This is a genomic window from Sphingomonas sp. PL-96 (assembly GCF_020707215.1).
Classification (GTDB): domain Bacteria; phylum Pseudomonadota; class Alphaproteobacteria; order Sphingomonadales; family Sphingomonadaceae; genus Sphingomonas.
Map to the genome: position 1 here is coordinate 141814 of NZ_JAJFET010000002.1, position 24156 is coordinate 165969.

The 24156-nt window shown below is 66.0% G+C and carries 17 protein-coding genes and 1 pseudogene; 5 read left to right on the forward strand and 13 right to left on the reverse strand.

What is annotated here, in order from left to right; genetic code table 11:
• Window positions 1–7: 7 nt before the first annotated feature.
• Genes LK533_RS06135 through LK533_RS06150 form a run of 4 tightly spaced genes read right to left on the reverse strand, consistent with a single transcriptional unit; the run spans window position 8 to window position 2944 of the window.
• Window positions 8–244 (reverse strand): hypothetical protein, encoded by a 237-nt coding sequence (locus LK533_RS06135; protein ID WP_229361900.1) that lies wholly within the window; start codon window positions 242–244, stop codon window positions 8–10.
• Window positions 241–993, reverse strand: a complete 753-nt coding sequence (gene gpM / locus LK533_RS06140; RefSeq protein WP_229361901.1) for a phage terminase small subunit — start codon at window positions 991–993, stop codon at window positions 241–243. The genes LK533_RS06135 and gpM overlap by 4 nt, the downstream gene beginning before the upstream one ends.
• Window positions 994–997: 4 nt before the next feature.
• Window positions 998–2017 (reverse strand): phage major capsid protein, P2 family, encoded by a 1020-nt coding sequence (locus LK533_RS06145; RefSeq protein WP_229361902.1) that lies wholly within the window; start codon window positions 2015–2017, stop codon window positions 998–1000.
• Window positions 2018–2074: 57 nt separating this feature from the next.
• Window positions 2075–2944 carry a GPO family capsid scaffolding protein gene (locus tag LK533_RS06150; RefSeq protein WP_229361903.1) on the reverse strand — a complete coding sequence of 290 codons (870 nt, stop codon included), beginning with the start codon at window positions 2942–2944 and terminating at the stop codon, window positions 2075–2077.
• A 184-nt stretch (window positions 2945–3128) separates the two neighbouring features.
• Between LK533_RS06150 and LK533_RS06155 the strand changes: the two are divergent.
• Window positions 3129–4916 (forward strand): annotated as a pseudogene (locus LK533_RS06155) (terminase large subunit domain-containing protein); the annotation flags it as partial.
• Between the two features lie 232 nt (window positions 4917–5148).
• The gene (locus LK533_RS06160; RefSeq protein WP_229361905.1) at window positions 5149–6027 is read left to right on the forward strand and encodes a phage portal protein; all 879 of its coding nucleotides are present in this window, start codon (window positions 5149–5151) and stop codon (window positions 6025–6027) included.
• A gap of 22 nt (window positions 6028–6049) precedes the next feature.
• Here LK533_RS06160 and LK533_RS06165 read toward each other — a convergent pair whose 3' ends face one another.
• From LK533_RS06165 to LK533_RS06190, 6 genes are all read right to left on the reverse strand, one after another.
• Window positions 6050–6910 (reverse strand): hypothetical protein, encoded by an 861-nt coding sequence (locus tag LK533_RS06165; RefSeq protein WP_229361906.1) that lies wholly within the window; start codon window positions 6908–6910, stop codon window positions 6050–6052.
• Window positions 6907–8502 (reverse strand): AAA family ATPase, encoded by a 1596-nt coding sequence (locus LK533_RS17930; RefSeq protein WP_229361907.1) that lies wholly within the window; start codon window positions 8500–8502, stop codon window positions 6907–6909. The genes LK533_RS06165 and LK533_RS17930 overlap by 4 nt, the downstream gene beginning before the upstream one ends.
• On the reverse strand, window positions 8499–10046 hold the full coding sequence (locus LK533_RS06175) for a restriction endonuclease subunit S (protein ID WP_229361908.1): 1548 nt from the start codon (window positions 10044–10046) through the stop codon (window positions 8499–8501). The genes LK533_RS17930 and LK533_RS06175 overlap by 4 nt, the downstream gene beginning before the upstream one ends.
• Window positions 10043–11443: an N-6 DNA methylase gene (locus LK533_RS06180; protein WP_229361909.1), complete on the reverse strand. Its 1401-nt coding sequence runs from the start codon at window positions 11441–11443 to the stop codon at window positions 10043–10045. The genes LK533_RS06175 and LK533_RS06180 overlap by 4 nt, the downstream gene beginning before the upstream one ends.
• Before the next feature lie 546 nt (window positions 11444–11989).
• On the reverse strand, window positions 11990–12802 hold the full coding sequence (locus tag LK533_RS06185) for a hypothetical protein (RefSeq protein WP_229361910.1): 813 nt from the start codon (window positions 12800–12802) through the stop codon (window positions 11990–11992).
• A 414-nt stretch (window positions 12803–13216) separates the two neighbouring features.
• The gene (locus LK533_RS06190; protein ID WP_229361911.1) at window positions 13217–13528 is read right to left on the reverse strand and encodes a hypothetical protein; all 312 of its coding nucleotides are present in this window, start codon (window positions 13526–13528) and stop codon (window positions 13217–13219) included.
• A 104-nt stretch (window positions 13529–13632) separates the two neighbouring features.
• Between LK533_RS06190 and LK533_RS06195 the strand changes: the two genes are divergently transcribed.
• Window positions 13633–15237, forward strand: a complete 1605-nt coding sequence (locus LK533_RS06195) for an ArnT family glycosyltransferase (RefSeq protein ID WP_229361912.1) — start codon at window positions 13633–13635, stop codon at window positions 15235–15237.
• 315 nt (window positions 15238–15552) lie between these two features.
• Entirely contained in the window at window positions 15553–16446 is an 894-nt protein-coding gene (locus LK533_RS06200; RefSeq protein WP_229361913.1) for a hypothetical protein, read from the forward strand.
• Window positions 16447–16668: 222 nt separating this feature from the next.
• Here LK533_RS06200 and LK533_RS06205 read toward each other — a convergent pair whose 3' ends face one another.
• From LK533_RS06205 to LK533_RS06215, 3 genes are all read right to left on the reverse strand, one after another.
• Window positions 16669–19452 carry a TonB-dependent receptor gene (locus LK533_RS06205; RefSeq protein WP_229361914.1) on the reverse strand — a complete coding sequence of 928 codons (2784 nt, stop codon included), beginning with the start codon at window positions 19450–19452 and terminating at the stop codon, window positions 16669–16671.
• Between the two features lie 146 nt (window positions 19453–19598).
• Window positions 19599–21575, reverse strand: coding sequence for a putative bifunctional diguanylate cyclase/phosphodiesterase (locus LK533_RS06210; protein ID WP_229361915.1), 1977 nt, complete (start codon window positions 21573–21575; stop codon window positions 19599–19601).
• 171 nt (window positions 21576–21746) lie between these two features.
• Window positions 21747–22289: a c-type cytochrome gene (locus LK533_RS06215; protein ID WP_229361916.1), complete on the reverse strand. Its 543-nt coding sequence runs from the start codon at window positions 22287–22289 to the stop codon at window positions 21747–21749.
• A 244-nt stretch (window positions 22290–22533) separates the two neighbouring features.
• On the opposite strand from LK533_RS06215, the gene LK533_RS06220 reads away from it, so the two are divergent.
• On the forward strand, window positions 22534–24117 hold the full coding sequence (locus LK533_RS06220) for a hypothetical protein (RefSeq protein ID WP_229361917.1): 1584 nt from the start codon (window positions 22534–22536) through the stop codon (window positions 24115–24117).
• Window positions 24118–24156: the final 39 nt, after the last annotated feature.

The window sequence follows — 24156 nt, forward strand, 5'->3', positions numbered from 1 at the left end:
GAGAGGGTCAACGCCGCCGAAAGGCGGCGTAATGTCGGAGCTTGAACCAGGCGTAGGCGAGCAGCAGCATCGGCGATCGGACGTCCGGATACCGCAGGTAGTAGGGCCACCAGGTGACTGCGCGCCAGATGCGTTTCCAAGCCGGCATCGGATGGTTAGCTTCGACTACCAACCACGCCGCGGCGGTGATCAACCATCCGGTCGCGAGGATCCGCAGGACCAGTAGCAGCAGGAAGGCGATCATGCGTCGTCCCCGTCGATGGCCGCCAGCTTGCGGATCTCGCGCTCGAGGCGCTGGGTTTCCTTTTTGACGCCGCAGCTGGTGTCGAGCTCGAGCGCACGACGCATGTGCTTGACCGCCCGCTCGAGCGCGGCGCGCTTGCCGCCGGCGACGCCGTCGGCGTCGGGATCCATGGCGTCGGCGATACGCGCCATCTTGAAGCCCAGCGCCTTTTCCAGCTTCGCGCGGACCTGGTCCGGCATGTCGTGGATCTCGGTCAGATCGTCGACGCGGCGGAGCACGTCGAGATCGAAGTCGAGGTCCTGCCCGAACGCCTTGAGCGCAGCCTCGGCCGTCTCTTCAGCGATCAGTGTGCCGGCAGTGCGGTTAAAGCGCTCGGGCAGGGTCAGGTTGTGGCGCAGGACATAGTCGGCGAGCGGCAGCGCCGCTTCGTAATCGCCGACGTCGATGCGCCAGATCAGCATGTGGGTGACGATGTCGTCCTGGGCGCCGCCCTTGCCGGCGGCATCGGCGGCGAGCACGCCCTCGATCCAGGCATCGTAGGCGGGCAGGAGCTTGCGCTTCAGTTCGACCTTCGCCTCGGTCGACTGAATTTCCTTCAACTGGCGAAGATCCACGCCAAGCGCTGCCCGCTGGAGCAGATACTCGCCCTGGGCGGGGGTCGGCCGCGCGGCCGCGATCGCCAGGGTGGAGGCGGACCCTGCGCGCGCAGCGGCGCGCGCGAGGTGACGCTTGGCGGGGCTCATCGCCATCGGATCAAGCCTCCGGGGCCGGTAGGATCTCGATGTTCTCGACCATGCAGGCGAGATCGAAATCCTCGACGACATAGCCCTCGTTCGAGGACTGGTAGTCGGCGACGCGGTTGAACTGCGGTTCCTCCACGATGTGGCGGCGGCGCTTGCCGTTCTGGTAGTAGAGCGACAGGTTCTTGAAGGGCGTGATCAGCACGGCGTTGTCGACCATGAACGGCACCTCGGCCGCCTGCCGCCCGCCCAGGCGCTTCGACGACAGGATCAGGTCGCGTGCGATCTGCTCGGTCGGCTTCTCTTCCTGGTTGATCAGCGGGAAATACTTGTCGTGCAGCAGGCCGGCGCCGCAGATCGCGACCAGGTCGGTGCGGCCCTTGGCCCAGCTGGGGAGCAGCGACTGCACCGCGTCCCAAACCAGGGCGTCGACGGTGGCATAGTCGCCGCCGGCGCCGACGGTCACTTTGCCCGCGGTCTTGCCCTCGTCCATGACGCGGATCTGGTTGTGCTTCCGCATCTGCGCGAGCCAACCAATGTTCATGTCCTGGAGCAGCGTCTTTGCCGGATCGTGTGCCTTCGCGGCCTCCACGCCGTTGAAGCCGATCATGATGCGGTCCAGCTGGATCCGCTCGACGATCGCGCCCTGGATGCGCGTCTCGAAGTCGGGGAACTTCGCCCAGGCGTCCAGCTTGCCGTAGGGCAGGAAGGTGTCGAAGTTGGTCTGGGCGAGCTCGTAACCGAGGCTGTCCATACCCGTCGGGTCGACGGGGTTGCGGCGGTTGTTGCCGCTGGTGTCGGTGCGGTTCGCGATCGGCCCGCCCATCGTAATGCCGACCTTCTCGCCCTTGAGCTCGTCGACGGGGAACACGTTGATCTGCGACAGGAACGCGCTCGATTCCTGTGTGCGGGTTTCGAGCTTCTGCTCGACCGACGGGTCGACGGTGAAGGTCTTGTCGACGCGCGTCACGCCGTTGATGGAAGCGATGTTCTCTTCATAGGCGTTGAAGAGCTCGCGGGTATCGTTGCGCATCGTGGTCTCCGGGGGCGGCCGGGGCGGCCGCGAGGGTCGGACGGGGAAGGGGCGGCCTTAGAAGTCGGCGCGGGCGTAGTTGCCGCGGCCGTCAGCAGCCGGACGCCGCGGCGTGCCGCTGTCGGTATTCTCGACCGACGTCTGCAGCGCCGCGTGGTCCTGCTCGAGCTTGGTGAAGCGAGTGGCGAACCCGTCCAGCTTGGTGCTCAGGTTCTGCACCGTGGTGACGAGCGCACCCATTTGCCGGTTGAACTCGTTGTCGTTGGCAGGTTCCGGCGGGGCGGGCGGGGCCGGAGGCGTCGCCGGCGTCTCCGGCGCCTGCTTGCTGCGGCCGCTGAAGAACGCGAGGATCGTGCCGACGGCGCTGGTGATGTCGCTGGGCGGATCGCCTGCAGCTTCGTCGGCAAATTCCAGGATCACGCCTTCGTCGACCGCGCTGAAGAAATTGCCGGGTGCCTGCTTGCGCTTCGTGAAGGGGTTTGCCTCGCCGGCGCCGGCGGCGAACTGCATGATTTCGGTGCCCAGCGACGCGGGGCTGTCCGTCATGGCGAGGCCCTGCAGGTATGCCTTGCCGCTGTCGGCGAAGTTCGGGTTGATCTCGATCGACGGGTAGAGCTTCTGGCCCTTGCCATTCAGCTGCATCAGGTTGTCGAGCGCGTCGACCTGGCCGAGCAGCGCAAGGCGCTTTTCCTTCTTGCCGCCAACCTCGAGCTCGATCTCCTGGGTGGAGAGCGCGACGACGTCGCCATAGGCGCCGAAGTCGCCACCCGGCGTGTAGCCGCGCAGGTGCTCCATGTTCACGCGCGCCGCATAGGTCTGCGTGCGGTAGGTTGCCGCCATGTCGACGATGTCCTGGCGGGAGATCGTGCGACCGTCGCAGGTCGCGCCCTCGGTGGCGATGCGGAAGGGTTTGGACAGCTTGGCCATGGTCGTGCGCGCGCTCCGCGAGATTGAGGTGGACGCGGCGCGGCGGGGAAGGGAACCGCCCGCGTCCTGAGCCTGCAAAAGGGCCGGAAGCGCGTGCTGGCGCAACGCAGGGGTGTTGTAGGTCCGGCACCTACAACAGCAGGCGCGGGAAAGAGGTGGGTGGCCGCGGCTAGCGTCCGCCGCGATGATCCTGGCCACGCCCCCCTTTGATGCACGCCGCAAGGCGAAGCACTTCTACTGGCAGGGCTATGACTGCGAGCAGATCGCGGAAATGCTCGAGCTCAACGCCAATACGCTGCGCAGCTGGAAGGCGCGCGATCGTTGGGACGAGACGGCGCCGCTTGATCGCGTCGACCAGGCGCTGGAGGCGCGGCTGCAGCTGCTCATCTGGAAGGAGCACCACACCGGCCACGACTTCAAGACGATGGACGCGCTCGGCCGGCTGCTTGAGCGCCAGGCCCGCGTGCGCCGGCACGGTGCGCCTGACGGGCACGAGGGCGACCTCAATCCGAATGTCGCGAACCGGAACGCCGGCGAGAAAAAGAAGGCGCGCAAGAACCACCTCACCGCCGAACAGATCCAGGCGTGCATCGACGCCTTCGAAAACGACCTGTTCGACTATCAGCTGAAGTGGCGCGGCCCGAAGGACGACCTGCTCGGATCCAGCGCCCTCACCACCCGGTTCATCCTCAAGAGCCGGCAGATCGGTGCCACCTACTACTTCGCCCGCGAGGCGTTCATCCGGCTGCTGCAAACCGGCAACAACCAGATCTTCATTTCGGCGAGCCGCGCCCAGGCCAACAACTTCCGCGCGTACATCATCGACTTCGTGCTGAAGGTAACGGGCGTCAGCCTGCAGGGCGACCCGATCACCCTGGACCTGGACGATGTCGAGGGGCCGCTCGGCGAGTCGCCGAAGCTATACTTCCTCGGCACCAACTATCGTACGGCGCAGAGCTATCACGGCGACGTCTACGTGGACGAGGTTTTCTGGGTCCACGGGTTCGAGCAGATCGACGACGTCGCCTCGGCCATGGCGAGCCAGGCGCGCTACCGGATCACCTATTTCTCTACGCCGTCGACCGTCGCGCACCAGGCGCACGCGCTATGGAGCGGCGAGAAGTTCAACCGCGATCGCGCCAAGGCCGACCGCGCCAAGTTCGATATGTCGGACGAGGCGCTGCGCCGCGGCGTCGTCGGGCCGGACGGCGTATGGCGGCAGAAGGTCAGCATCCTTGATGCCCAGGCCGGCGGTTGCACGCTGTTCAACCTCGACAGGTTGAAGCTGCGTTATGCGCCGGACGTCTTCGACAACCTCTTCATGTGCAACTTCGTCGACGACAGTTCGTCGATGTTCCCGTTCGCGCTGATGCGCAGCTGCGCCGTCGACAGCTGGGACGCCTGGTCGAAGGACTTCGACCCCTATGCGCTGCGGCCGTATCGCGACGGTGAGGTGTGGATCGGCTACGATCCGGCCGAGAGCGCCGCCGGCGACGACGCAGCGCTGGTGATCGTCGCGGCGCCGAAGACGCCGGGCGGCAAGTTTCGCGTGCTCGAGAAGCACCGCCTGAAGGGGCTTGGCTTCCAGGAACAAGCCGACAAGATCCTGGAGCAGCTGGACCGCTACCACGTCACCTACATCGGCATCGACAGCACCGGCGTCGGCGCGTCGGTGTTCCAGCTGGTCCAGCGCCGTTTCCCGACTGCCAAGCGCATCGACTATTCGGTGCCGGTCAAGACGCAGATGGTGCTGAAGGCGAAAAGCGTGATGCAGGCGAAGCGCCTGGAGTTCGACCAGGGCGCCCGCGACATCATGTCCAGCTTCATGGCGATCCGCGCCGAGCTCACGAAGAGCCAGCGCCAGGTCACCTACGTCGCGAGCCGCGCCGGCGACACCGGGCACGCGGATCTCGCCTGGGCGATCATGCACGCGTTGGCCAACGAGCCGCTCGATCCAACCGAAACCACCACCCGCAAGACCAGAGTAAGGACCTATCCTAATGGCAACGGCCGAAACGAGCCCGGACAATCCGGAGAGCGCACCCGGCGGCGCGATCGTGGCGGCGGGAGCGCCGACGGTGCCGACCGGCCGCAGCATGCGCGCGTTTCGCTTCGGCGACGCCGAGGCGGTGCTCGATCGCCGGGACCTTATCGCGTACGCCGAGTGCCGGGCGAACGGCCGCTGGTACGAGCCGCCATTGCCCATGTCTGGCCTGGCGCGGACCTATCGCGCCACCGCGCATCACTCGAGCGCTATCCAGTACAAGCGCGACCAGCTGGTGCGGCTGTTCGAACCAACCAAGTGGCTTGATCGCCGCAACTTCGGCGAGCTCGTCCTCAACTACCTCACCATGGGCAACGGCTACTTGGAGCGGCGCGACAACATGGCGGGCCGCCCGCTGAGGCTGGTGCATTCGCCGGCGATCCACACGCGCCGGGGTCGGGAAGAGGGCAGCTATTTCTGGGTGCCGCGCTGGCAGGAGGCGACGGAGTTCGCACCAGGCAGCGTGTTCCAGCTGTTCGAACCGGACCTGGCGCAGGAGATCTACGGGATCCCCGAATATCTGTCGGCGCTGCAGGCGGCGTTTCTCAACGAGCAGGCGACGCTATTCCGCCGGCGCTATTACCAGAACGGCAGCCACGCCGGCTTCGTGTTCTACCTCTCCGAACCGACCATGAGCGACGAGGACGCCGACGCGATCGAAGATGCGCTGGAGGACTCCAAGGGCGTCGGCAATTTCAAGAACCTGTTTATCCATGCGCCCGGCGGCAAGAAGGACGGGGTGCAGATCCTGCCGATCGGCGAGGCGGCCGCCAAAGACGAGTTCCTGAGTGTGAAGGAGACGACGCGCGACGACATCCTGGCGTCGCACCGCATTCCGCCAATCCTGCTTGGTGTCGTGCCGAAGAACGCGGGCGGCTTCGGCAACATCGTCGAGGCGTCGAACACGTTTCATTATACCGTGATCGAGCCGCTGATGATGCGGACGCTTGAGATCAACGATTGGCTGGGCGTGGAGGCAGTAAAGTACCGCGACTTTGTGCCAATCTCGAAGAACGGGACCTATCCGGTGGAGGCCTAGGAGCTTCGGTCGCCTTCAATAGTTAGACGGCCTCCAAAATCCTCTCGAGACCTGGCCTGCCCGGGATATTCTGCCGGACGATGCTGATCGCGAGCGAGGAGAACTCCTCGTGTTTTTGCTGCAGGGCCTTGATCTCTAGAAGTGTGCGTCGCGCCGAGTCGGTGGCGATCTGGGCAGCTGCGGAGTTGCCCTTGTCGCGCCACCGAAGGGCGCGGTTCAGTTCGAGGCTAGCCCTCGCGATCCTGTCACGGACAAGGACCGCCTTCTGTTCGCGTCGTCGTTTCGCGAGACCGTGGTTCAGGTGGTAGAGCCTGATCGACGCGCACGCGCGCTCGAAATCGATCGGCTCACTGAGCTTGGACGCGCTCGGCACAGCTCGTCCGAGGTCGTCGAAGGCAATAAGCGGCGGGTCGAGCTCGGCGCATGGATCCAAAAGCAGCGGCCACTCGTCGTCGAGTGAGTCCCCGGTTAGTTCCGCGCGCACACCGCCAGGGCCAAGAGGAAAGCTCGAGCCCTTTCCGCCGCCGGGTTCGCCGTCCATGCCGCGTCGACGCTGGTTGCAGAAGGTGCAGCAGAAGCGAAGGTTCGTCGGCTCGAAGGCCAGCCACCAATAGCCGTCGTGATCGTCGGCGTCCGTTGCGCCCTTAGGGCGGTAGTGGTCGACCTCGAAATCCTCGCGTGACTGCTTGGACTCGCAGTAGAAGCACTTGCGGTCGGTGAGTTCGCCGAGCGGTCCTTTCAGTGAGCCCCATACGCCCGAGTCTGCGGCAATCGTGGCCGACCTGCTGCCGGGAGCGGCCGTCGCCGCTCGCGCGCTAGCGCGAGCGGCGGACGCCTGCCATCCTGCCGGCATGACCAGCTTGGCTAGGTCTACGTGCCTCATTCTTCTTCCTGGCTCCCGAAGATTTCGTCGAGAAACGCGGCGAGGATCTGGTCGCGCTTGTCGATTTCGGCCCGAGTAAGCTCCGAGCGATTCCTGAGTAGCCGCTCGTCTCGCTCGCGGATCCGGCTAAGAAATTCCGCGTACAGAGGGTCGGGCATTGTCGCGGCGAGGTCGACGTCGGCGAGCTCTGCCGAAAGCCGCTCGAGCTCGTCGGTCTCCTCTGGGCTGCGCGTCTGGCCTAGGGAAACCAGCGACCGTCGAGCCTCTAGATCACGCTCGATGTCCGGAGCGACTAGCGAGCTGAGACCGAACAGCTCGCTAGTCAGCACTCCTGGAACGCCGAGCCTCTCAGGCTCTTCGAGGGGCGGCATAGCCACTACGTGACCATCTTCGCGCCTGACCAAGAGCCGGACCTGATCGCGGCTGGCGGACGCCACGGCCACCGGATCATGAGTGACAAGAAGGAGATGTCTGCTGGAATCCTGTCCGACGACGCGTGAGACGAGATCGAGCAGCCTCATCCCCCAGATCGGGTTGAGGTGGGTGTCAGGCTCATCAAGAAGGAAAAGGCTCTCTTCGTTCCTGGTGAAGCGGAGCAGGCCGAGAACCATGAGCAGCTGCTGCTCGCCCTCGCTTAGCTCTCGAAAGCCGACCCCGTCGGGCGCGCCGGCCTTGCGCACGACAACGGCGACGTCATGGATTAGGTCAGACACAAAGGCGCTCTCGAGCAACCGAAAGAGGGTGCGGGACCTCGGCTCCCCCTCGACACGCATCTCGTCTACGATGTCGCGTAGGGTGTGCGCCTGTGACAGGAAGAGATGGAGCCGCTGACGCTTGGCCCTGGCGCCTAGAATCCCACCCTCCTGCACGTCGAGCTGGAGAGGAGCGAGCGAAACGTCATAAAGGCGCTCGAGGAAGTCCCTCACCACGCCCTTAGCCCCCCAGAACTGAGCCTTCTCCTTGACGGTCTGCCGCTTGGCACGCTGCCATTCCGGACGCTGGAGAACGAATAAAGCGCTGGCGAGATCGCTGATGCCAAGCTCGTCTCGAAGCACGTCCAGGGCGCCTGGATCCTCCTCGATGAGGAACGCGAGGAGGACAAAGCGGCTGTGGATCATGCGCCCGTAGATCAGCCGTTCGTGCGCGGCGCTGTCCCCGGCGATCATCGCGTCGCGGAAGCGAAGAAGAGAGTTGTCGAACAGCTTCGCTAGCCTGTCGCTCGGCCCGGAGTAATAAGCGAAGACAGTTCTCGGCAGGAGCGGTTTGTCGGGGTCGTGCAGGTCCTTCAGCCGGGCGGCGCGCCCGTCAATCCGAACGGCGGTTCTGCCGGGCTTGCGGTCGGGCCGATGATCGACGTCGACCTGCCGGCCGGCAATTTCAAACCTGATGGCGAAGGCGAACGGCGTGTCCAGCCTCGATGCGGATACCGCTTCTATCAGGTCGCGGAAGATGGTGACGAGTGCCTCAATGAGGTTTGACTTCCCCGTCCCGTTATTGCCGACGATGAGGACGTCGGGGGTGCTGGGATCGAAGCCGATGCGGAAGCCCCTGAGGTTCTTGTACTCGGGCAGCACAAGGGTGAGCACCCTCACGCGCGGGCGTCCTCAACGAAGGCAAGGCGCCTGTCCGCGGTCTCCCGTATCCGCCCGCGCTCGACCGCCGCGAGCAGCGTCCGGTAGAAGCGCTCGACTTCCTCGGGCGAGAAGCCGGCTTGCGCGAAGAGCTGCTCGGGCGAAAGAGGCCCCTGGTCTGCCAGGACCTCCTCCATTGATGGCACCCCGTCCTTCATGGCTGACCTGGTTCTCCGTGCTTGCGTCGCAGTCTTAGGGGGCGGACTGGGGGCGGTGCGCGATGGCGCGGGATTCTCGTTGATCGCCGCGTCACCTGGCATCGTAGTGGACAGCCGGCCTTGAGCGGCCATGGCGGTGATGGCGGTGCGCACGCCGCCGATCAGCGCTCGCGACTGCTCGATCTCCCGCGCCACGTCGTCGAGGCATCGATCCGAGTGCGCGAGGGTGTGGGCGATACGTTGGGCAACGCCAGGCGGCGGTACCCTGAGCGGCATTGCCGCGACCGCCGCGGCGCTGATCGAAGCGAGGTTGCTCGTCTGCTTGGCGTGCTCGTCGAACCAAGACTGTCCGACGGTGTTGACATAGCGCGACACGTATTCCGGAGTGAGCCGGTCAGAGGGGTGCAACCTCAGCCTGAAGACATGGTTCTGGTGAATGCAGCCGGGCACCTGGTTTTCCCAAACCCAGCCGCGCCCGAGCTTGTCCCGGTCACCGCCCTCGATCATTAGGACGTCGCCTGCGCGGAGCTCGGCGCGCGCGGCGTCGACGTGACGCACCGGCATAATCGAGAGATCATCTAGGACGAGGCGTCCACGCTGAACGTTGGCGACGCGCAGGAACGGTCGCTGCACCAGCTCTTCGCCGGGTTTGAAACGGCGGCCTAGCGCTATCCCAGAGCGCAGCTGCCCGACTTCGCCGAGGGCAGACAGGGTCCAGTCTTCGCCCGGCTCGAAGGCGGCCTCAGCGACACGCGCGTGGAACGCCTCAGCACGGGTCAAGGCGCTGGTCAAATCACGTTCCACTATCCCGACCTTGCTTGCGAGCTGCTCTGCGGCGGCCGCAAGCCTCGCCTGCTCCGTCACCGGCGGCAGCGGCAGGGGAACCTCGCGCAAGTTCCCGATCGACAGATGGCGGACGGTCACTGACGACGTGTGGTCCCGCAGCAGCTCTAGATAAGCAGGGAGAAATTCTTCGATCAGCGGCTGGCTATAGATTTGCACCTTGGCACGCACCCGCGCCACTCTCTGGTTCAGCAGGGCCCGGCCGCCGCTCCAGCGGCGCGCCTTGAAGTCGCCGTCCATCCCGACAAGCAGATCGCCATCCTCGACCCAGAAGCCGTCAGGTACCGGGCCCGAGTATCGGGTCGTGGTTTGTCCCCGGGCTATGTCACGTATCCTGATGATCGGATGACCGTGCTCGTCCCCGAAGAAGCGGGAAGGGAACGCGTAGCCGCTTATCACCTCGGCGGCGTCGCCGAGCCTGATCCTCGTCCAACGTGGCGCACAGTCGAGGCGTGGATCGGCGGACTCCGCGACTAGCTCTGCGACCGCCTTGTCAAGGCTCATGCGGACGCCTCCAGCAGACTCGCAAGCTCATCGATGCCGACCAGCGCTCTTGCGAGATGCCCGCGCGCAGCCTCAAGCATGTCCCACGGCTCCTCAAGGGCTAACTCGCTTGCGTCGATGGAGCTGATCCAGACGGGATCAAGCTTGTCGTCGCGCCGAGCGATCTCCTCGCGAGTGAAGGTCCTCCATCTATCGTTCGCGTTCTGCGCGGCCGTGTGGTTCCCGGCTGCGCCGGCGGCTGAGTGGAAGCCCTCCACGAACTCGTCGAAGTCGGAGCGCCTCAGCGGTCTCGCGCGACCGAACGCTGGCAGGCCGGCCCTCATATCGTAGATACGCACCGCACGCGTCGCGTCTCCGCCGGCCTGCGGGCGCTGGAGAAAGAGCACGCATGTCTTGACGCCCTGCGCGTAGAAGATGCCCGAAGGTAGCCGCAGTAGGGTGTGAACGTCGCATGCATCGAGCATCCAGGTGCGCAGCTCACGTGCGGCGCCGCTCGCAAAAAGGACATTGTCCGGGACGATGACCGCCGCCCGGCCGCCGGGCGCGAGGCCGCGGACGACGTGTTCCACAAACGCCAGCTGCTTATTGCTGCTTCGGGAGGTTACGGCGAAGTCACCACGGTCAGGGCGCCTTCCCTTGCGTGCGACGCCGAATGGCGGATTCGTGAGGATGAGGTCGGCGGGCGGGAGCGTCTCGCCGATCGCGGTGAGTGCATCCCCGAGTCGCACCCCAACAGGATCTATCCCGTGCAGTGTTAGATTCATGACGAGCAGTCGGTAGGTGTCAGGCACCAACTCGACGCCGCAGAATGCGGCATGCGCATCTTCGTCTTTGCGCTTCAGTTGCGCGTGGGCTGCGATCAGAAAGCCCCCTGTTCCCGCCGCTGGGTCCTGGATCGTCTCCCCCGCGGCAGGCTGCATGACTTCAACAATGCACTCGACCAGCGGCCGCGGTGTGAAGTACTGGCCGGTCGAGCTCTTCCGGTCCGTGGCGATCCGCTCCAGCAGCCCCTCGTAGACATCGCCCAAACGCTCGGCGTCTTCGTCAAACCAATCCATTCTGTCGACGGCGGCGAGTAGGGCGGTGACGCTGGAGGGATTGCGAAGGGAGGTTCTGGCACCGTGAAGAACGCCGTTCAGCGGCGGTCCGTCGGCGACTGATAGCCGCCGCACCGCCTCCACATAGGCCTCGAGCGCACGGTCCGCCGCAAGGAGCTCGCTCCACCTAGTGCCCGGAGGCATTTCCGCGTCTCTGCCGGTCTCCTCCATCATCTTGATGAAGAGCAGGAGCGTCAACTCGTTCACGTAGTCCTGCGCGGACACGCCGTCGTCCCTCAACACCCCACAGAGAGACCAGAGCTCCTGCACCGCCTTGTCGGAGTTCTTGCCGGCGTTCACTTCTGTTCCTTCATCTCGTCGCCCCATGCCGACGGAGCCCTCCTCGTCTATCGGTGGGCAGTCTGGCAAGTCCCCGACGGTCAGCGTCGTCAGCAGGCTTCGTAGCCTCGAGCTCTTCCGTCGGGACCGGTGCGCTTCTCGGCCGGACCGGTCAAACCTTGATCCGGCGCGACGCGCTTGCCCCCGCGCCTCGCCCCCCCGCTTTTGGTGTCGATTTTAGTGCAGTTGGTTGGGCCGCGATGCGGCCCGAGAACGGCCGGAGAGACCGATTACCGCGCGATCGTCGCGGATCCTGCGATGGAGCGCCCGTTGCGATTTGATGCGCGCTGTTGCGGTCCTATCCGCGCATGCGCCGCTTGCGATTTCTCGGCACGCTTCGTGCTCGCTGCCCGTCGGCAGCCCGTGGCGGCGCAAGCCGCCGCGCTCCGACAGCCGGTGCTTGGCTGTCGGGTGCGTAGGTTGAGCCGTAGCGGCTCCGAGGGACCATCAAGCTGCGCGTGCCGGAGGCACTCCTTTCTAATTTAATCGCCTGTGAAGGGAGACTCTCTAGGATGCGGAATCGCGGTCAGCCGAAAAGGTGCCCGCGTTTCGCCTCGCGTTCATCCGCTGGATGCTGGCCTCGAGGTAGTGGGCGCGGCGAGCGTCCACCGCCGGGTCGCCAGTTGGCTTGGCGGCAAGCTGTGCCCCGAGTGCAGCCTGCTCCTGCTCGCTTGGTTCACGTGGCGCAGGCACCGGTGGCAGGAACACCTGCGCCACCTTCTTGAGCTTTGAGGCGACGATCGCTGCCACCTTCTCGGGCAAGCCGAGCTCGTATCCGTTGCTGATCTGGAGGGTCGTCGGTTCACCCGGTGCAGGGTTCGGCACGGGGATCGTGCGTCGCCACCGCTTAACCAGGCCGAGGTCCTCGAAGCGGGTCAGCGCCTTCGACAACGTGTCCAATGAGCAGCGCGCGAACTCGGCGATTTGCTTCCAAGCCCAGTCAAGTCGCCCTGTGGTGAAGCACCGCCGATCATGCATCTCGCGCAGGATCACTTTCTGCTTCGGTGTCAGCAGGCCCCACGGCCGCCCCTTCTCCTTATGGTCATCTGCCCACGCGAAAATCTCCTCCAAGCGGGTCTCTTTTTCGATGCGAGGAAATACATTCGATTTCCACCGCTTCAGATCGCCTGGACCAGCGTGATGGCTGTCTCGTCGGACGGCGCTGAGACCGCGTCCGCGGTCGGACATGCCTCGGCCGAAGCCGTGCAGGATGTTCCGGGACTGCGCCCGCTGCAGGCGAGCCTCGTTGGCTGCAGAAAGGCCGGGATTGAGGTCGGAGCGCGCGATCGTGCGTGCATCGGTGGAGTGGGTATCGGACAACGGCGGCCCCCAGGACGGGAAGGCGAAGGGCGCACGACAGGGTCACCCGATGGTCGCTCGGGCGGCGCAGGTCGCAGGTCGATGCTGTCCTGGGGGGCGTATTGCGTTCGGCGCGTTTTCGGCGCAGGCCGTGCAGACGAACGGTTTTCCGCGGCTTTGGGAGCGAAAGGAAAGGCGGTTCGCCGCTTAGAAGTGGCAGAAAACCGAGCTATCTCTTTCGTTCACACCGCAGGGGTCGCTGGTTCAATCCCAGCCGCGCCCACCATCTTAGCTCTCGGCTACCCGGTCTTTCATCGAAAAGGCGGGTAGCGAGGGTGAAGATCTCCCTCCCCATTTCGGACGACAGTCATCGGCGAGTTGGGAAGCAATCCAGCTATGCCGGTCCTGAAAGCCGCTTTCGGTCGGCGCCAGGCCTTAGCTGCGTGCCCGCTTGTTGAAGCGCAGGATCGCGAACAGCACCACCGGCCAGAACCAGGTCGCCAGCGCGTCGCCCGCCGTGTCGCTCCACTTCCAGCTGCCCGCGGCCATCCGGTCCAGGATCTCGTTGGCCACTTCGGCGAGGATGCAGATCGCCAGCGGCACCGGGGATCGCAGCGAACGCCGCAGAACCAGCGCGCTCAGGCACCAGATTGCGAGGCCGACCTGGACATGAATGAACTTGTCCGGGGCGACCTGTATCTGTTCCACGCGAACAGCAAAGGCATGGTAGAGCTTTTCGAACGACACGCGAGCGCCTGTGCCGGACGAAGCGGGAGTTGCCTAGTCCACACGTGGCGGTCCGCGGCGTGTCCCTAAACGATTTTTTCGTCGGACTAGGCTAGCGCCGACGCATGCATCGCCGTCTCTCCTTTGCGCCTTCGGCCGCAGGCTTTTTGTGGACCGGCCTGGCGGCCCTGCTTCTCGTCCTTGCGACGGGCGGAATTGCGTCGAGCTTCTTCGATCCCGACGAGCCCGCGCATTATGTGAACAGCCTGTTCCTGGGCGACTGGATCCGGGCAGGGCTGCCATCGCCGATGGCGTTCGCGCGCGACTATTACGCACACTTCCCTAAGCTCTCGATCGGCCACTGGCCGCCTGGCTGGTACGCGCTGCTGGCGCCGGTGTTCGCGACGGCGCGCCCGTCGCCGTTTGGAGCACTCGCGCTCAGCGCCTTTGTCGCGGGGCTTCCCGGCGGACTGATCCTGTGGGCGGCGCGGCGCACGGGGCTGTGGCGGCTCGGCTGGTTGGTCACGGCAGCATATCTGATCCTACCGCTGGTCCTCGACGGTGCGCGGCGCTTCCTGCTCGACCAGCCGGTGACGCTGGTCGTGGGCCTCGCCGCCATCGCGTGGCTCCGCGCGACCGAGCGCCCGGGCTGGACGCGGTTCCTGATCTTCGCTGCGCTGGCCGCCTACGCGCCGCTGGTGAAGGGCAATGGCGCGCTGATCGCGCTGGTTCCGGCGATCGACATCGTCCTGCGGAAACGCTGGCGATTGCTGCGCGAGCCCGCGCTCTGGGGGGCGGCGATGCTGGCGATGGCGGTCGTCGGCCCCTGGTACTGGCTGTCCTTCAAGATCTCGGCAGGCGGCTTCAACTATGCGCCGGGGCTCGACTATGCGGGGCTCGCGCTGGTGGCGAACGGGAACGCGATCCTCGCCAATGTCGGTTGGGCCGGATTGGCACTTGCCGCCACCGGGTCCGCCGTCGCCTGGGCAGGTCGGGGAGACCACCCGCAGACCGCCCGCATCTCGGCACTGGCGGTCGCCATGATTCTCGCGACCTTCCTCTTCCAGTCGGCGGTGCCGGTCGCCATCGAGCCGCGCTACGTCACGCCGCTGCTTCCCTGGACGCTGGTGTTGGCCAGCATCGGCCTTGCAGCGCTTTGGCGGCGGGGCACGTTGCTCGCCCGTGCGGCAGCAATCGCACTGGGGATCGCCGCACTGGTGCCTGCCGTCGCCAACCTCGCCCGTCTGCCGCAAGCGACCGACATCGATGCTGCGACGCTGAGCGCCCGCATCGGCGCGCGTCCCGGAATCTGGCTGGTGGACGGCCGCTCGGGCGGGGAGGGCGCGGTGATTGCGGCGGCCGCCTATGCCGACAACGGCCGGAGGCGAGTCTGGGTCGCGCGTGCATCGCAGTGGCTGTCGACGAGCGACTTCATGGGGCGCGATTATCGCGTCACGGCCACCAGTCCGGCGGCCGCACGTGCAGTGCTCGACCGGCTCGGCGTGGCAGGCGTGGTGTCGGTCGCCAACCACGGCCGGCTTGCCTATCCGCACAGCGCCATTCTGCGTGCGGCCCTGGCCGATCCGGCGTTCAGCCGAGCGACGATCCGCTTCCGCCGGGGCGACGGAAGCAGCCTGGTGGCCATCCGCCGCCGCCCCGTCGAGCCGAACAGCGACTTGCTCGGCTCGGGCTCCGCCAACCTGGAGAAGATGAACGCGGCGCTGGACTAGCCGGCCGGAAGCACCGCGAGCCCGTTCCACCAGCGGGCGATCGGTGCGCAGGATCCAGAGCGGCCGGCCGGACCCTTCCTCGACGTCGCGGGTCTGCGAACCCAGGCCGAATTGCGCGACCTTGCTCGCCTGGTTGCCGGCGACGCGGACCAGCCCCCGCTGCACGGCTTGAGTCGCGGGGTGTCCCTCCTGGAACCGCCCCGAACCTTGAAGAAGCGCCGCGTCCCGTCCGCATGATGGGGTCCTCGGCAGGTCTTGCCATGACCCCGCCGCCGTGGCTCTATGGTGGAACAGGCAAGCGGATCGGAAACGCACATGCGGACTCGGGATCTCTGGCGGTTCGTGCTTCTCTTTGTTGCGGTGCCCGGCTGGGCGCAAGCGAGCGACGAGGGTGCGCAAGCAAGCAATGAGCAGGCGCGGGACATCGTCGTCGAGGCGCCGCGGACGGGCGAGCGCGCGGCCTTGTGGAACCAGGTGCGGACGGTGACGGGACGAAGCGTGAGCAACGACCCGATCGCGCGGTTTCAGGATCCGGTGTGCCTTGGCTCCCTTGGGCTTGGACGGGATGTTACCGGCGCCATTCTCGATCGCATGATCGAAGTCGCCGAGGAGAGCGGCATCCGAACCGCCGGGAATCCCTGCGACCCCAACGTCCTTGTCCTGTTCGTGGATCACAGCCGGGAGGAAATGCGCAAGCTCGCGGCCAAGGGGCACAGGGCGTTTGCCGGCCTGTCGCACCAGGCGATGCGCAAGCTGATGGCGGAGCCCGGCCCGGCGCAGGCGTGGAACCTCACGGAAGTCCGCTCCCGCGATGGCGATCCAGTAATGCCGGGCACCTCCATGGGGGTGCCGCCCACGCTGAAAGTTGGCTCCATGAGCAGGATGGCGGCTTCCATTCGACAGGACATCGTCGGCGCAGTGGTGGTGATCGACCGCCAGGCGGTGATCGGCAAATCGCCACGGCAGATCGCCGATTATGCCGCGATGCGAACCTATGTGCGGACCACACCTCCGCTCCATCCGTCGGCCGAGACGATCCTCTCGCTGTTCGAGGGAGAGGGCACCGCGCCCACGGGACTTACTGCCATTGATCGCGGCGTCCTGCGCGGGCTCTATGCGGCGCCCGCGAACAGCTTCGCCCGTACCGGCCAGGCCAAGATGGTGTCCGTCACGATGGCGGAGCGGGCGGCGGCTGAAGCACAGGACTAGGCGACCGAACGCGTGGCGCCTCTGGGCGCTGTGTCGCGCCGCGATGAACCAAATCGCCGCGCCGGGGGTAGGCTCGGTAGGCGCGTCCCCACCGCCTGCCGGGGATTGCGCGACTTGGGCGCTGGCGCCGGCGCTGGGCGGCCGTGCGATCGACCGCAACAGCGTCGAGTGTAACCAAGGCTCACCCGGCGCGCGATCGGATCGCGCGCCGGGCCGACCGCATCAGAAGCGGGTACGCACGCTGACGGCGTAGACGCTGTCATCGGTGCGGGTGTCCCGCCACAGATAATCCTCGTTGATGTAGCTGCGGTAGCGCGAGCGCAGGATGTTGCTGCCCTCCACCGTCACGGTGACGTTCTTGTTGAGGTCGTATCCCAGGCTGAAGTCCAGGCGTCCGTTCGGCCGCACATAATTCAGCCACGTCTCCGTACCCACCGGACGCACGTCGCCGGCCCCTGAACGATCCTCGTCAAAATACTTCGAGCGATAGGTGTAGACCACCCGCGCGGATATCCCGCTGCGGTCGTAGAGCAGCCCCGCGTTGAAATTATACTTCGACACATTCTGCAGGCTGTAGCCGGCCAGCGGGTCGTCGCCGCCGACCTTGGAGTCGGCCAGGGTGAAGTTGCCGAACGTCCCGAAGCCGGCGAGGGCACCGGGCAAGAACGAGAAGAAGGTCTGCGCGCTGACCTCGATCCCCTTCAGCTTGGCGCTGCCGACGTTGCGCGGCCGCGTGATGTTGTAGACGACGCCGTCGATTTCCTCGGCGGTGACCCCGTTGATCACCCGATCGCTGATGTCGCGGTAGTAGCCGGCGACCGCGAAGTAACCGTCGTTCCAGTAATATTCGAACGTAGCGTCGAAGCTGTCGGACTTCTGCGGGCGCAGGTCCGGATTGCCGCCCGAGCCGCTGTTGCGGATGTTGGGGTTGGTCGAGATGATATAGTTGAGCCCCGGATTGAGCGAGCCGAAGCCGGGCCGGGCAAGCGTGCGCGCATAGGTGGCACGCAGCTGCAGGCCGCCGCCCAGCTGGAGCCGGGCGCTCGCATTGGGCAGCCAGTCGGTGTCGCTGTTCGAGCTGGTCGTGGTGACCGGATCGCCGCTGACGATGCCGGTGCCGGTGATGTCGCGGTCGGTGCGGGTATAGCGCACGCCGAGCTTGCCATCGAGCACTACCGGGCCGCTGCCGAACGGCACTTCATAGCCGGCCTGGATATAGCCGGCGTAGCTCTTCTCACCCACCTCGAACTCCCGGGTCGGGTCGAACTCGGGCTGGCCTTCGGGTGCCCCGAAGAAGCTGCGGATGGCGGACTGGCCCGCATTCGACAGCAGATAGTCACGGTCGGGCAGCAGGAACGGTGCGCCGCTGTTGATCTGCGGGATTCCCGGCGCGAGTTCGAGCGGCAGGTTGATCGCGCTGATCGGGGTTGCGAACGAGCCCCCGGGAGGCTCGACGCCAAGCTGCACCTGCTGGAACAGGGCGCTGCGATCGGCATAGCGGCCGCCGATCTCGATCGTCTTGAGGATCGAGTCGAGCTCGTAGGTCGCATCGCCTTTTACCGCCAGCAAGCCGCCGCTGGAGCGGACATAGTCCTGGAACAGCGCATTGATGAAGGTGAAGCCGGTCGCGTCCGCCATCGGGTTACCGGGTGCGGTGATCGCCGCCGTCTGATCGCTGTTGGTCAGCGCCAGCGTCGCCTCCGGCACGCGCTTGCCGATGTCGACGATGAAGTTCTCGTTGTTGGCGATCGACCGCTCATAGCTGACGTCGACATTCGCCTTCAGCCGGTCGCGGTCGAACCGGAAGCCGCCGGCGGCGAGCCAGGTGTCGGTACGGTTGTTGTGCGCCTGGGTCGAGGTGAACGACTCCAGATTGTTGAACGTCGCGGAGGAAAAGCCGCAGAGCTGCTGCTGGGTGATGTCCGCAGGGGCGGTGGTGGCGTTCGGGTTGAAGCCGTCGGGCCCCACATTCGCGGTGAAGCAGTCGCCGCTTGCGACGACGTTCGACACGCTCTCGGCGGTGCCGAGCCGATATTCGTAGAAGCCGGTCGTGAACTTGCTGCGATAGGCCGAATAGAGGCCGTCGACATAGACCTCCAGGCTTGGCGTCGCCTGCCACTGGATGGAGCCGTTCGCCTGCGGCCGCTGGTACCGGCCAAATTCGTTGAGGCCGCCGGTCGAGATGGGGAGCAGGATGCCGTTGGCCGTCCCGGTTCCCGCGCGCCGCTCCGCGACATAGTTGTACGGGCGGTTGAAGGGCATGTCGTACCAGGACACGTTGAGCAGCGCGCCGATCTCGCCGACGCCGGTGTCCCAGCGGTCGGTGGCCAGGAAGCTCACCTGCGGGCCCAGCTTTTCGGCGTTCGACGGGTAGTTGAGTTTCCCGCTGATCGCGATCGTCGGGTCGGTGTAGTTGAACGGCTTGTTGAGGCGCAGGTCGATCGTGCCGGCAACGCCACCCTCGATCAGGTTGGCGGTGTTGGACTTGTAGACGTCCAGACGGGCGATGGCCTCGGCCGGAAGATCCTGGAAGGCGAAGGTGCGGCCCTCGGCGGTGAAGATCTCGCGCCCGTCGAGGGTGGTCAGGATGTCGCCCAGGCCGCGTACCAGCGGATTCTGGATCTCGTTGTTGCCGCCGACCGTCACCTGCACGCCGGGCACGCGCTGCAGCGCGGCAGCAGTGGTAGGATCGGGGAACTTGCCGATGTCCTGCGCGACGATCGAGTCGACCACCTGCGCCGCCGTGCGCTTGATCTCGGCGGCGCGTGCAAGGCTGGCGCGGATGCCGGTGACGACGATCTCGGACCCGGCGTCGCCGGTGGCATTGGCTTGTGTCGGCGCGTCGGGTGCCTCGGCAGGCGAGCCCGCGGTCGTCTCGGCCACTCCGGCTTGTGCCGCATCCTGGGCATTCGGGGGCGTGGTGCCGTCCTGCTGGGCCTGAGCTTGGGCCTGAGTAGCAATCGCTAAAGCAATCGCGGACGCGGCGAACGCGGAAATCTGACGCATGGCACACTCTCCTGAAGTCCAGCGTGTTTGTTCTTGTGACGCTCCACTGGTACGTCGGAAGAATACTCCTCTACGACGAGGCCTTCAACCATACTTGTCATATTATTTACTGGAGCCGTAGTTCTCCGCCGCTTTTGAAGACAGCTTCAGGCGGCGGGTTTTGCGGACTCGACCACGACGCCGGTGCTGCCGAGCAACTGCTGCACGGCGGCGGCTTCCAGCGGGCGTCCGAACAGATATCCCTGACCTTCGCCGCAGCCGAGTGCGCGCAGGGCGTCGAGTTCGCCCGCGGTCTCCACCCCCTCGGCAACCGCACCCAGGCCGAGGATCGAGGAGAGCTCGATGATGGCGTGCACCAGCTTGCGCGCCTCCGGATCGGACGCCATGCCCTGAACATAGGACTTGTCGATCTTGAGCTTGTCGAACGGCAGCATCCGCAGGTGCTGCAGCGACGAAAAGCCGGTGCCGAAATCGTCCAGCACCAGCATGGCGCCCTGGTCCTTGAGCTTCATGACGGCACTGCGGGCATTGACCGGCTCGGCAATGATGGCGTTTTCGGTGATCTCCATCGCGAGCCGGCGAACCGGAAAGCCAGTGCGCGCGAGCAGCACTAGGATCTTGTCGCCAAAGCCGGGGTCCTTGAGCTGGACCGGGGAGATGTTGATCGAAAGCGTCAGTTCGGCCGGCCACCGTGCCGCAACCGCGCACGCGCGCTCGAGCAGGTGCATCAGCAGCGTGTCGGCAAGTCCGGTTTCCTCCGCAATCGGGATGAACTGGTCCGGGCCGACCAATGCGCCGTCCGGTCGATGCCAGCGCGCCAGCATCTCGAACCCGCTGATGCGGCCGGTGTCCAGGTCGACGATCGGTTGGTAATAGGGCTGAAACGCATCGGCGGCGAGGTCGCGGCGAAGCTCCCGCTCGAGCAGCGAGCGCCGCGTGATCTCCGCGTCCATGGCCGCTTCGAACCGCAGGAAACGCGAGCGGCCGAGCGCCTTGGCCCGATACAGCGCAATGTCCGCCTGCCGCATCAAGGTGGAGAGATCCGAAGCATCCCCTGGGAACATCGAGATGCCGACGCTCGCGCCAATGTAATGCGACAATCCTTCGATCAGGAAGGGTGCGGAAATATCCTGGACGACACGCGCCGCGAGCCGGAGCGCGCCTTCCTGTTCGCCGCCGACCAGATCCAGCGTGATCGCGAACTCATCTCCTCCCAGGCGATACGCGGCGCCGCGCGAACCCATCATGCGCTGGAGACGTTCCGCCACCCCCTGCAGCAGCCGGTCCCCTGCGGCGTGGCCGTGGACGTCGTTGACGCTCTTGAACAGGTCCAGGTCGAGGATCATCAGCGCAAAGGGACTCGCCGCCGCGCCCAGCGTTTCCAGCGGCGCCAGGCGCTCGTTGAGCGCGCGCCGGTTGGGAAGCCCGGTCAGATGGTCGTGATAGGCGAGTTCCTGTGCAGCCTGTTCGGCGTGGCGTGCGCGCTCCTGCTCCGCGAACATCTCCGAACGGGAGCGCAGCATCTCGGTGAACCGCTCATAGCCGGTCGACACGGTGCCGGCGATCAGCACCGCGATCAGCGCGAAGTTCATGCCGATGCCGACCTGGTAGAGATCTTCCGAGACGATCAGGCAGACGGTGACCGGTATGGTGCCGAGCACCAGCACCAGATAGGCCGCGCGCGGCAGCGTCTGGAGACAGTAGCAGCTGCCGATCGATCCCACGAAGATGTAGAGGATGACGGCAAAGCGGCGGGCCGGGTCGACCCACTGGAACATGAGCAATCCCCAGCCGCCAAAGCCGACGCTCAGCACGGCTGCGACCAGAACGGTGGTCCGCAGATAGCGCTGGACGTCCGCGGGAAGCGGGCTCGTGTTGCGCCGCTGGAACCACACCCAGGTCCGCACCGCTGCCGCCAGGATCAGGATGCCGGGTGCGCCGATCGACAGGAACGGGGGGACTTCCCCCACGGTCACCGCGCTCAGGAAGCCGACGTTGCACGCCAGCAGCACGTACATCAGCGGAATCTGGCGGCGCAGCGAGATATATTGTTCGACCAGCAGCGGCTTGACCGCGTCCTCCACCTTCAGGGGCCTTGGTTTGAAGGGGAAACGGCGGTTCATTCGGGTCGGGGCTCACTGCGCGCGCGCTCAGATGGAAGCGCGAGGTTCCGCCAACGGTTTGGAGGGCCAGAAGTTTATAAACTCTTCTGGAGCTTTCCTCTTTTTGCGCCGATCCCCTTCGCGGCGCCTGGCGTACCATCGCCAGGCTGAACCCTTGTGCAGTGAGCCTGGCTATTTCTGCTGTGCCAGGTAGGCGATCAGGTCAGCGCGATCGACGCCATTGGCCATCCCGGGATAGGCCATGGACGTCCCCGGGGCGAAGCGCTGCGGGTTGGTGATCCAGGCGTCGAGCCGGTCCGGGCTCCAGTGCCCGCCCACTGCTTCCAGCCCAGCGGTGTAGCCGAACCGACGACTTCCGGAGGCGATCGGGCGGCCAACCACCCCGTGCAGATTGGGGCCGTTGCGATCGCCGCCACCTCGGGCCACCGTGTGGCAGGCCGCACATTCGCGAAACAACCGCTTGCCCTTCGACGCATCCGCGCTCGCCAAGCGCTCGGCCAGCGGTGCCCGGGAGCGTGCTTCGGTGCGCCGCGGGTCGCTCCCGCCGCTGCCGCAGGCCGCAAGCGCGGCAGTAAGCGCCAGGGCGGCGGCCATGCGTACGCTCAGGGAGCAGCGAGCGGATTTGTGGACCACCACGCCACCAGCATCCGGGATTGCGGTCCCGAAATCCTGTGGGCGTTCTTGCGGTTCTTGAGTGCCGGCGGAGCGCGTCATGGGCTGGGCCATAGAGCGTCCGGACGCACGAGGCGAGCAAGTCGGCGAGACGGGCTGCCGTTCGGGCTGGGCGGCGCTGCTGATTGTCATCGTTCCGTAACGATTCCGTCATCCCGACGACGCGGAAATCGCATCAGCCTGTCACGTCCGCTCCCTAGGCGGGCGGGGAGGCCGAAGGGGGAACGTCCTCTCATCGGTCACGCCTGTCCTGCAAGCCCGGGTTCGCCCCGGAACGGAGATTTCCATGGCCGACCTGAAGCGCATGAGCCTGATCCTGCTGACGAGCTGCGCCGCGATGGCGCTGGCCGGCTGTGATGGTTCCTCGAGTGTTGCCTCGCCTGGCGAAGGCACCGTGGTGATCCCGGGAACGCCGACGCCGAGCCCCACGCCGACCGCCACGCCGACCCCGACCCCCGGTACGCCGGCCGCCAGCTGCCCCACCGGCACCACCGACGTGGGCGTGATCGGCAACTATCGCAGCTGCCGTCTGCCGTCGCAGATCACCTCGGCGCTGTCGCTGCCGAAGGTCGCCGGCGTCGCCTATGAGATGAATGGCCGCGTCGATGTCGGCGCCGACATCGGCGGCGCGGGCAATGCGCCGGGCGGCATCAGCACGACGCTCACCATTGCACCGGGCGCGATCGTCTATGCCAACAGCACCAACTCCGACAACGACTTCCTGGTGGTCAACCGCGGCTCGCGCCTGATCGCTGAAGGCACCGAGACTCAGCCGATCATCTTCACCGCCCAGGCCAACCTGACCGGCGAAGTGACCGACGAGACCCAGGGCCTGTGGGGCGGCATCATCCTGGCCGGCCGTGCGCCGATCTCCAACTGCAACGCCACCGTGACGCCCGGCACCGCCGAGTGCGAGAACGTGGTCGAGGGCACCAGCACTGCGCTGTACGGCGGCGCAACCGCCACCGACAACAGCGGCACGCTGCGTTATGTGCAGATCCGCTATTCCGGCACCGTCATCAGCCCGAACAACGAACTCCAGGGCCTGACGCTGGGCGGCACCGGTTCGGGCACGACCATCGATCACGTCCAGGTGCACAACAGCTCCGACGACGGCATCGAGATCTTCGGCGGCCGCACCAACCTGCGCTACCTGGTGCTGACCGGCGCCGACGACGACGGCCTGGATACCGATGTGGGCTGGCAGGGCTTTGTCCAGTTCCTGCTCGCCATCCAGAAGCCGACCAACACGCAGTCGGATACCTACGCGACCGAGATCGACTCGAACGGCAACGAGGACGTGCTGCCGCGTCAGCGCTACAACCTCGCCAACTTCACCTTTGTCCACACCTCGACGGGCGTGAACGCCGCGATCCGTATCCGCGGCGGTGCCGACGCGCACTTCGCGAACGGCATTGTGGTGAGCCCGGTCGCCTGCCTCAACATCGTCGCCGGCGCTGACGCCAGCGGCAAGACGACGGTTCGTCCGGCCAACAGCGCGCTCGACGATCAGGGTCCGCCGATGTTCGACTCGGTGCTGTTCGCCTGCAACACTCCCTATGCGGAGACCACGGTGAACGGCATCACCGTCACCAGCGCCGAGCAGAAGGCCGCGTTCACGGCCGGCACCAACAACCTGGAAGCGGGTTCCGGGCTGCTGTCCAACACCTACTTCCCGGCAGGGGCCGCGCTGACGGCGACGCCGTTCGACGCATCCACGCTGAACCCGTCGGGCACCAGCTTCATGGTCAAGACCAGCTATGTCGGTGCGGTCAACGGCTCCAGCGACACCTGGTACCAGGGCTGGTCGTGCAGCTCGAACCGCGCGAGCTTCGCGAACAGCGCCAGCTGCACCGCGCTTCCGAACTAAGGCGTGGGGGCGGGGGCCGCCTGACGCGTCCCCCGCCTG

What these genes read in the sequence shown, in the direction of transcription:
- LK533_RS06210 (WP_229361915.1), bottom strand. Translation starts at nt 21,575, where the DNA reads ATGAACCGCCGTTTCCCCTTCAAACCAAGGCCCCTGAAGGTGGAGGAC.
- LK533_RS06160 (WP_229361905.1), top strand. Translation starts at nt 5,149, where the DNA reads ATGTCTGGCCTGGCGCGGACCTATCGCGCCACCGCGCATCACTCGAGC.
- LK533_RS06195 (WP_229361912.1), top strand. Translation starts at nt 13,633, where the DNA reads ATGCATCGCCGTCTCTCCTTTGCGCCTTCGGCCGCAGGCTTTTTGTGG.
- LK533_RS06135 (WP_229361900.1), bottom strand. Translation starts at nt 244, where the DNA reads ATGATCGCCTTCCTGCTGCTACTGGTCCTGCGGATCCTCGCGACCGGA.
- LK533_RS06165 (WP_229361906.1), bottom strand. Translation starts at nt 6,910, where the DNA reads ATGAGGCACGTAGACCTAGCCAAGCTGGTCATGCCGGCAGGATGGCAG.
- LK533_RS06205 (WP_229361914.1), bottom strand. Translation starts at nt 19,452, where the DNA reads ATGCGTCAGATTTCCGCGTTCGCCGCGTCCGCGATTGCTTTAGCGATT.
- LK533_RS06215 (WP_229361916.1), bottom strand. Translation starts at nt 22,289, where the DNA reads ATGACGCGCTCCGCCGGCACTCAAGAACCGCAAGAACGCCCACAGGAT.
- LK533_RS06175 (WP_229361908.1), bottom strand. Translation starts at nt 10,046, where the DNA reads ATGAGCCTTGACAAGGCGGTCGCAGAGCTAGTCGCGGAGTCCGCCGAT.
- LK533_RS06145 (WP_229361902.1), bottom strand. Translation starts at nt 2,017, where the DNA reads ATGCGCAACGATACCCGCGAGCTCTTCAACGCCTATGAAGAGAACATC.
- LK533_RS06200 (WP_229361913.1), top strand. Translation starts at nt 15,553, where the DNA reads ATGCGGACTCGGGATCTCTGGCGGTTCGTGCTTCTCTTTGTTGCGGTG.
- gpM (WP_229361901.1), bottom strand. Translation starts at nt 993, where the DNA reads ATGGCGATGAGCCCCGCCAAGCGTCACCTCGCGCGCGCCGCTGCGCGC.
- LK533_RS06150 (WP_229361903.1), bottom strand. Translation starts at nt 2,944, where the DNA reads ATGGCCAAGCTGTCCAAACCCTTCCGCATCGCCACCGAGGGCGCGACC.
- LK533_RS06220 (WP_229361917.1), top strand. Translation starts at nt 22,534, where the DNA reads ATGGCCGACCTGAAGCGCATGAGCCTGATCCTGCTGACGAGCTGCGCC.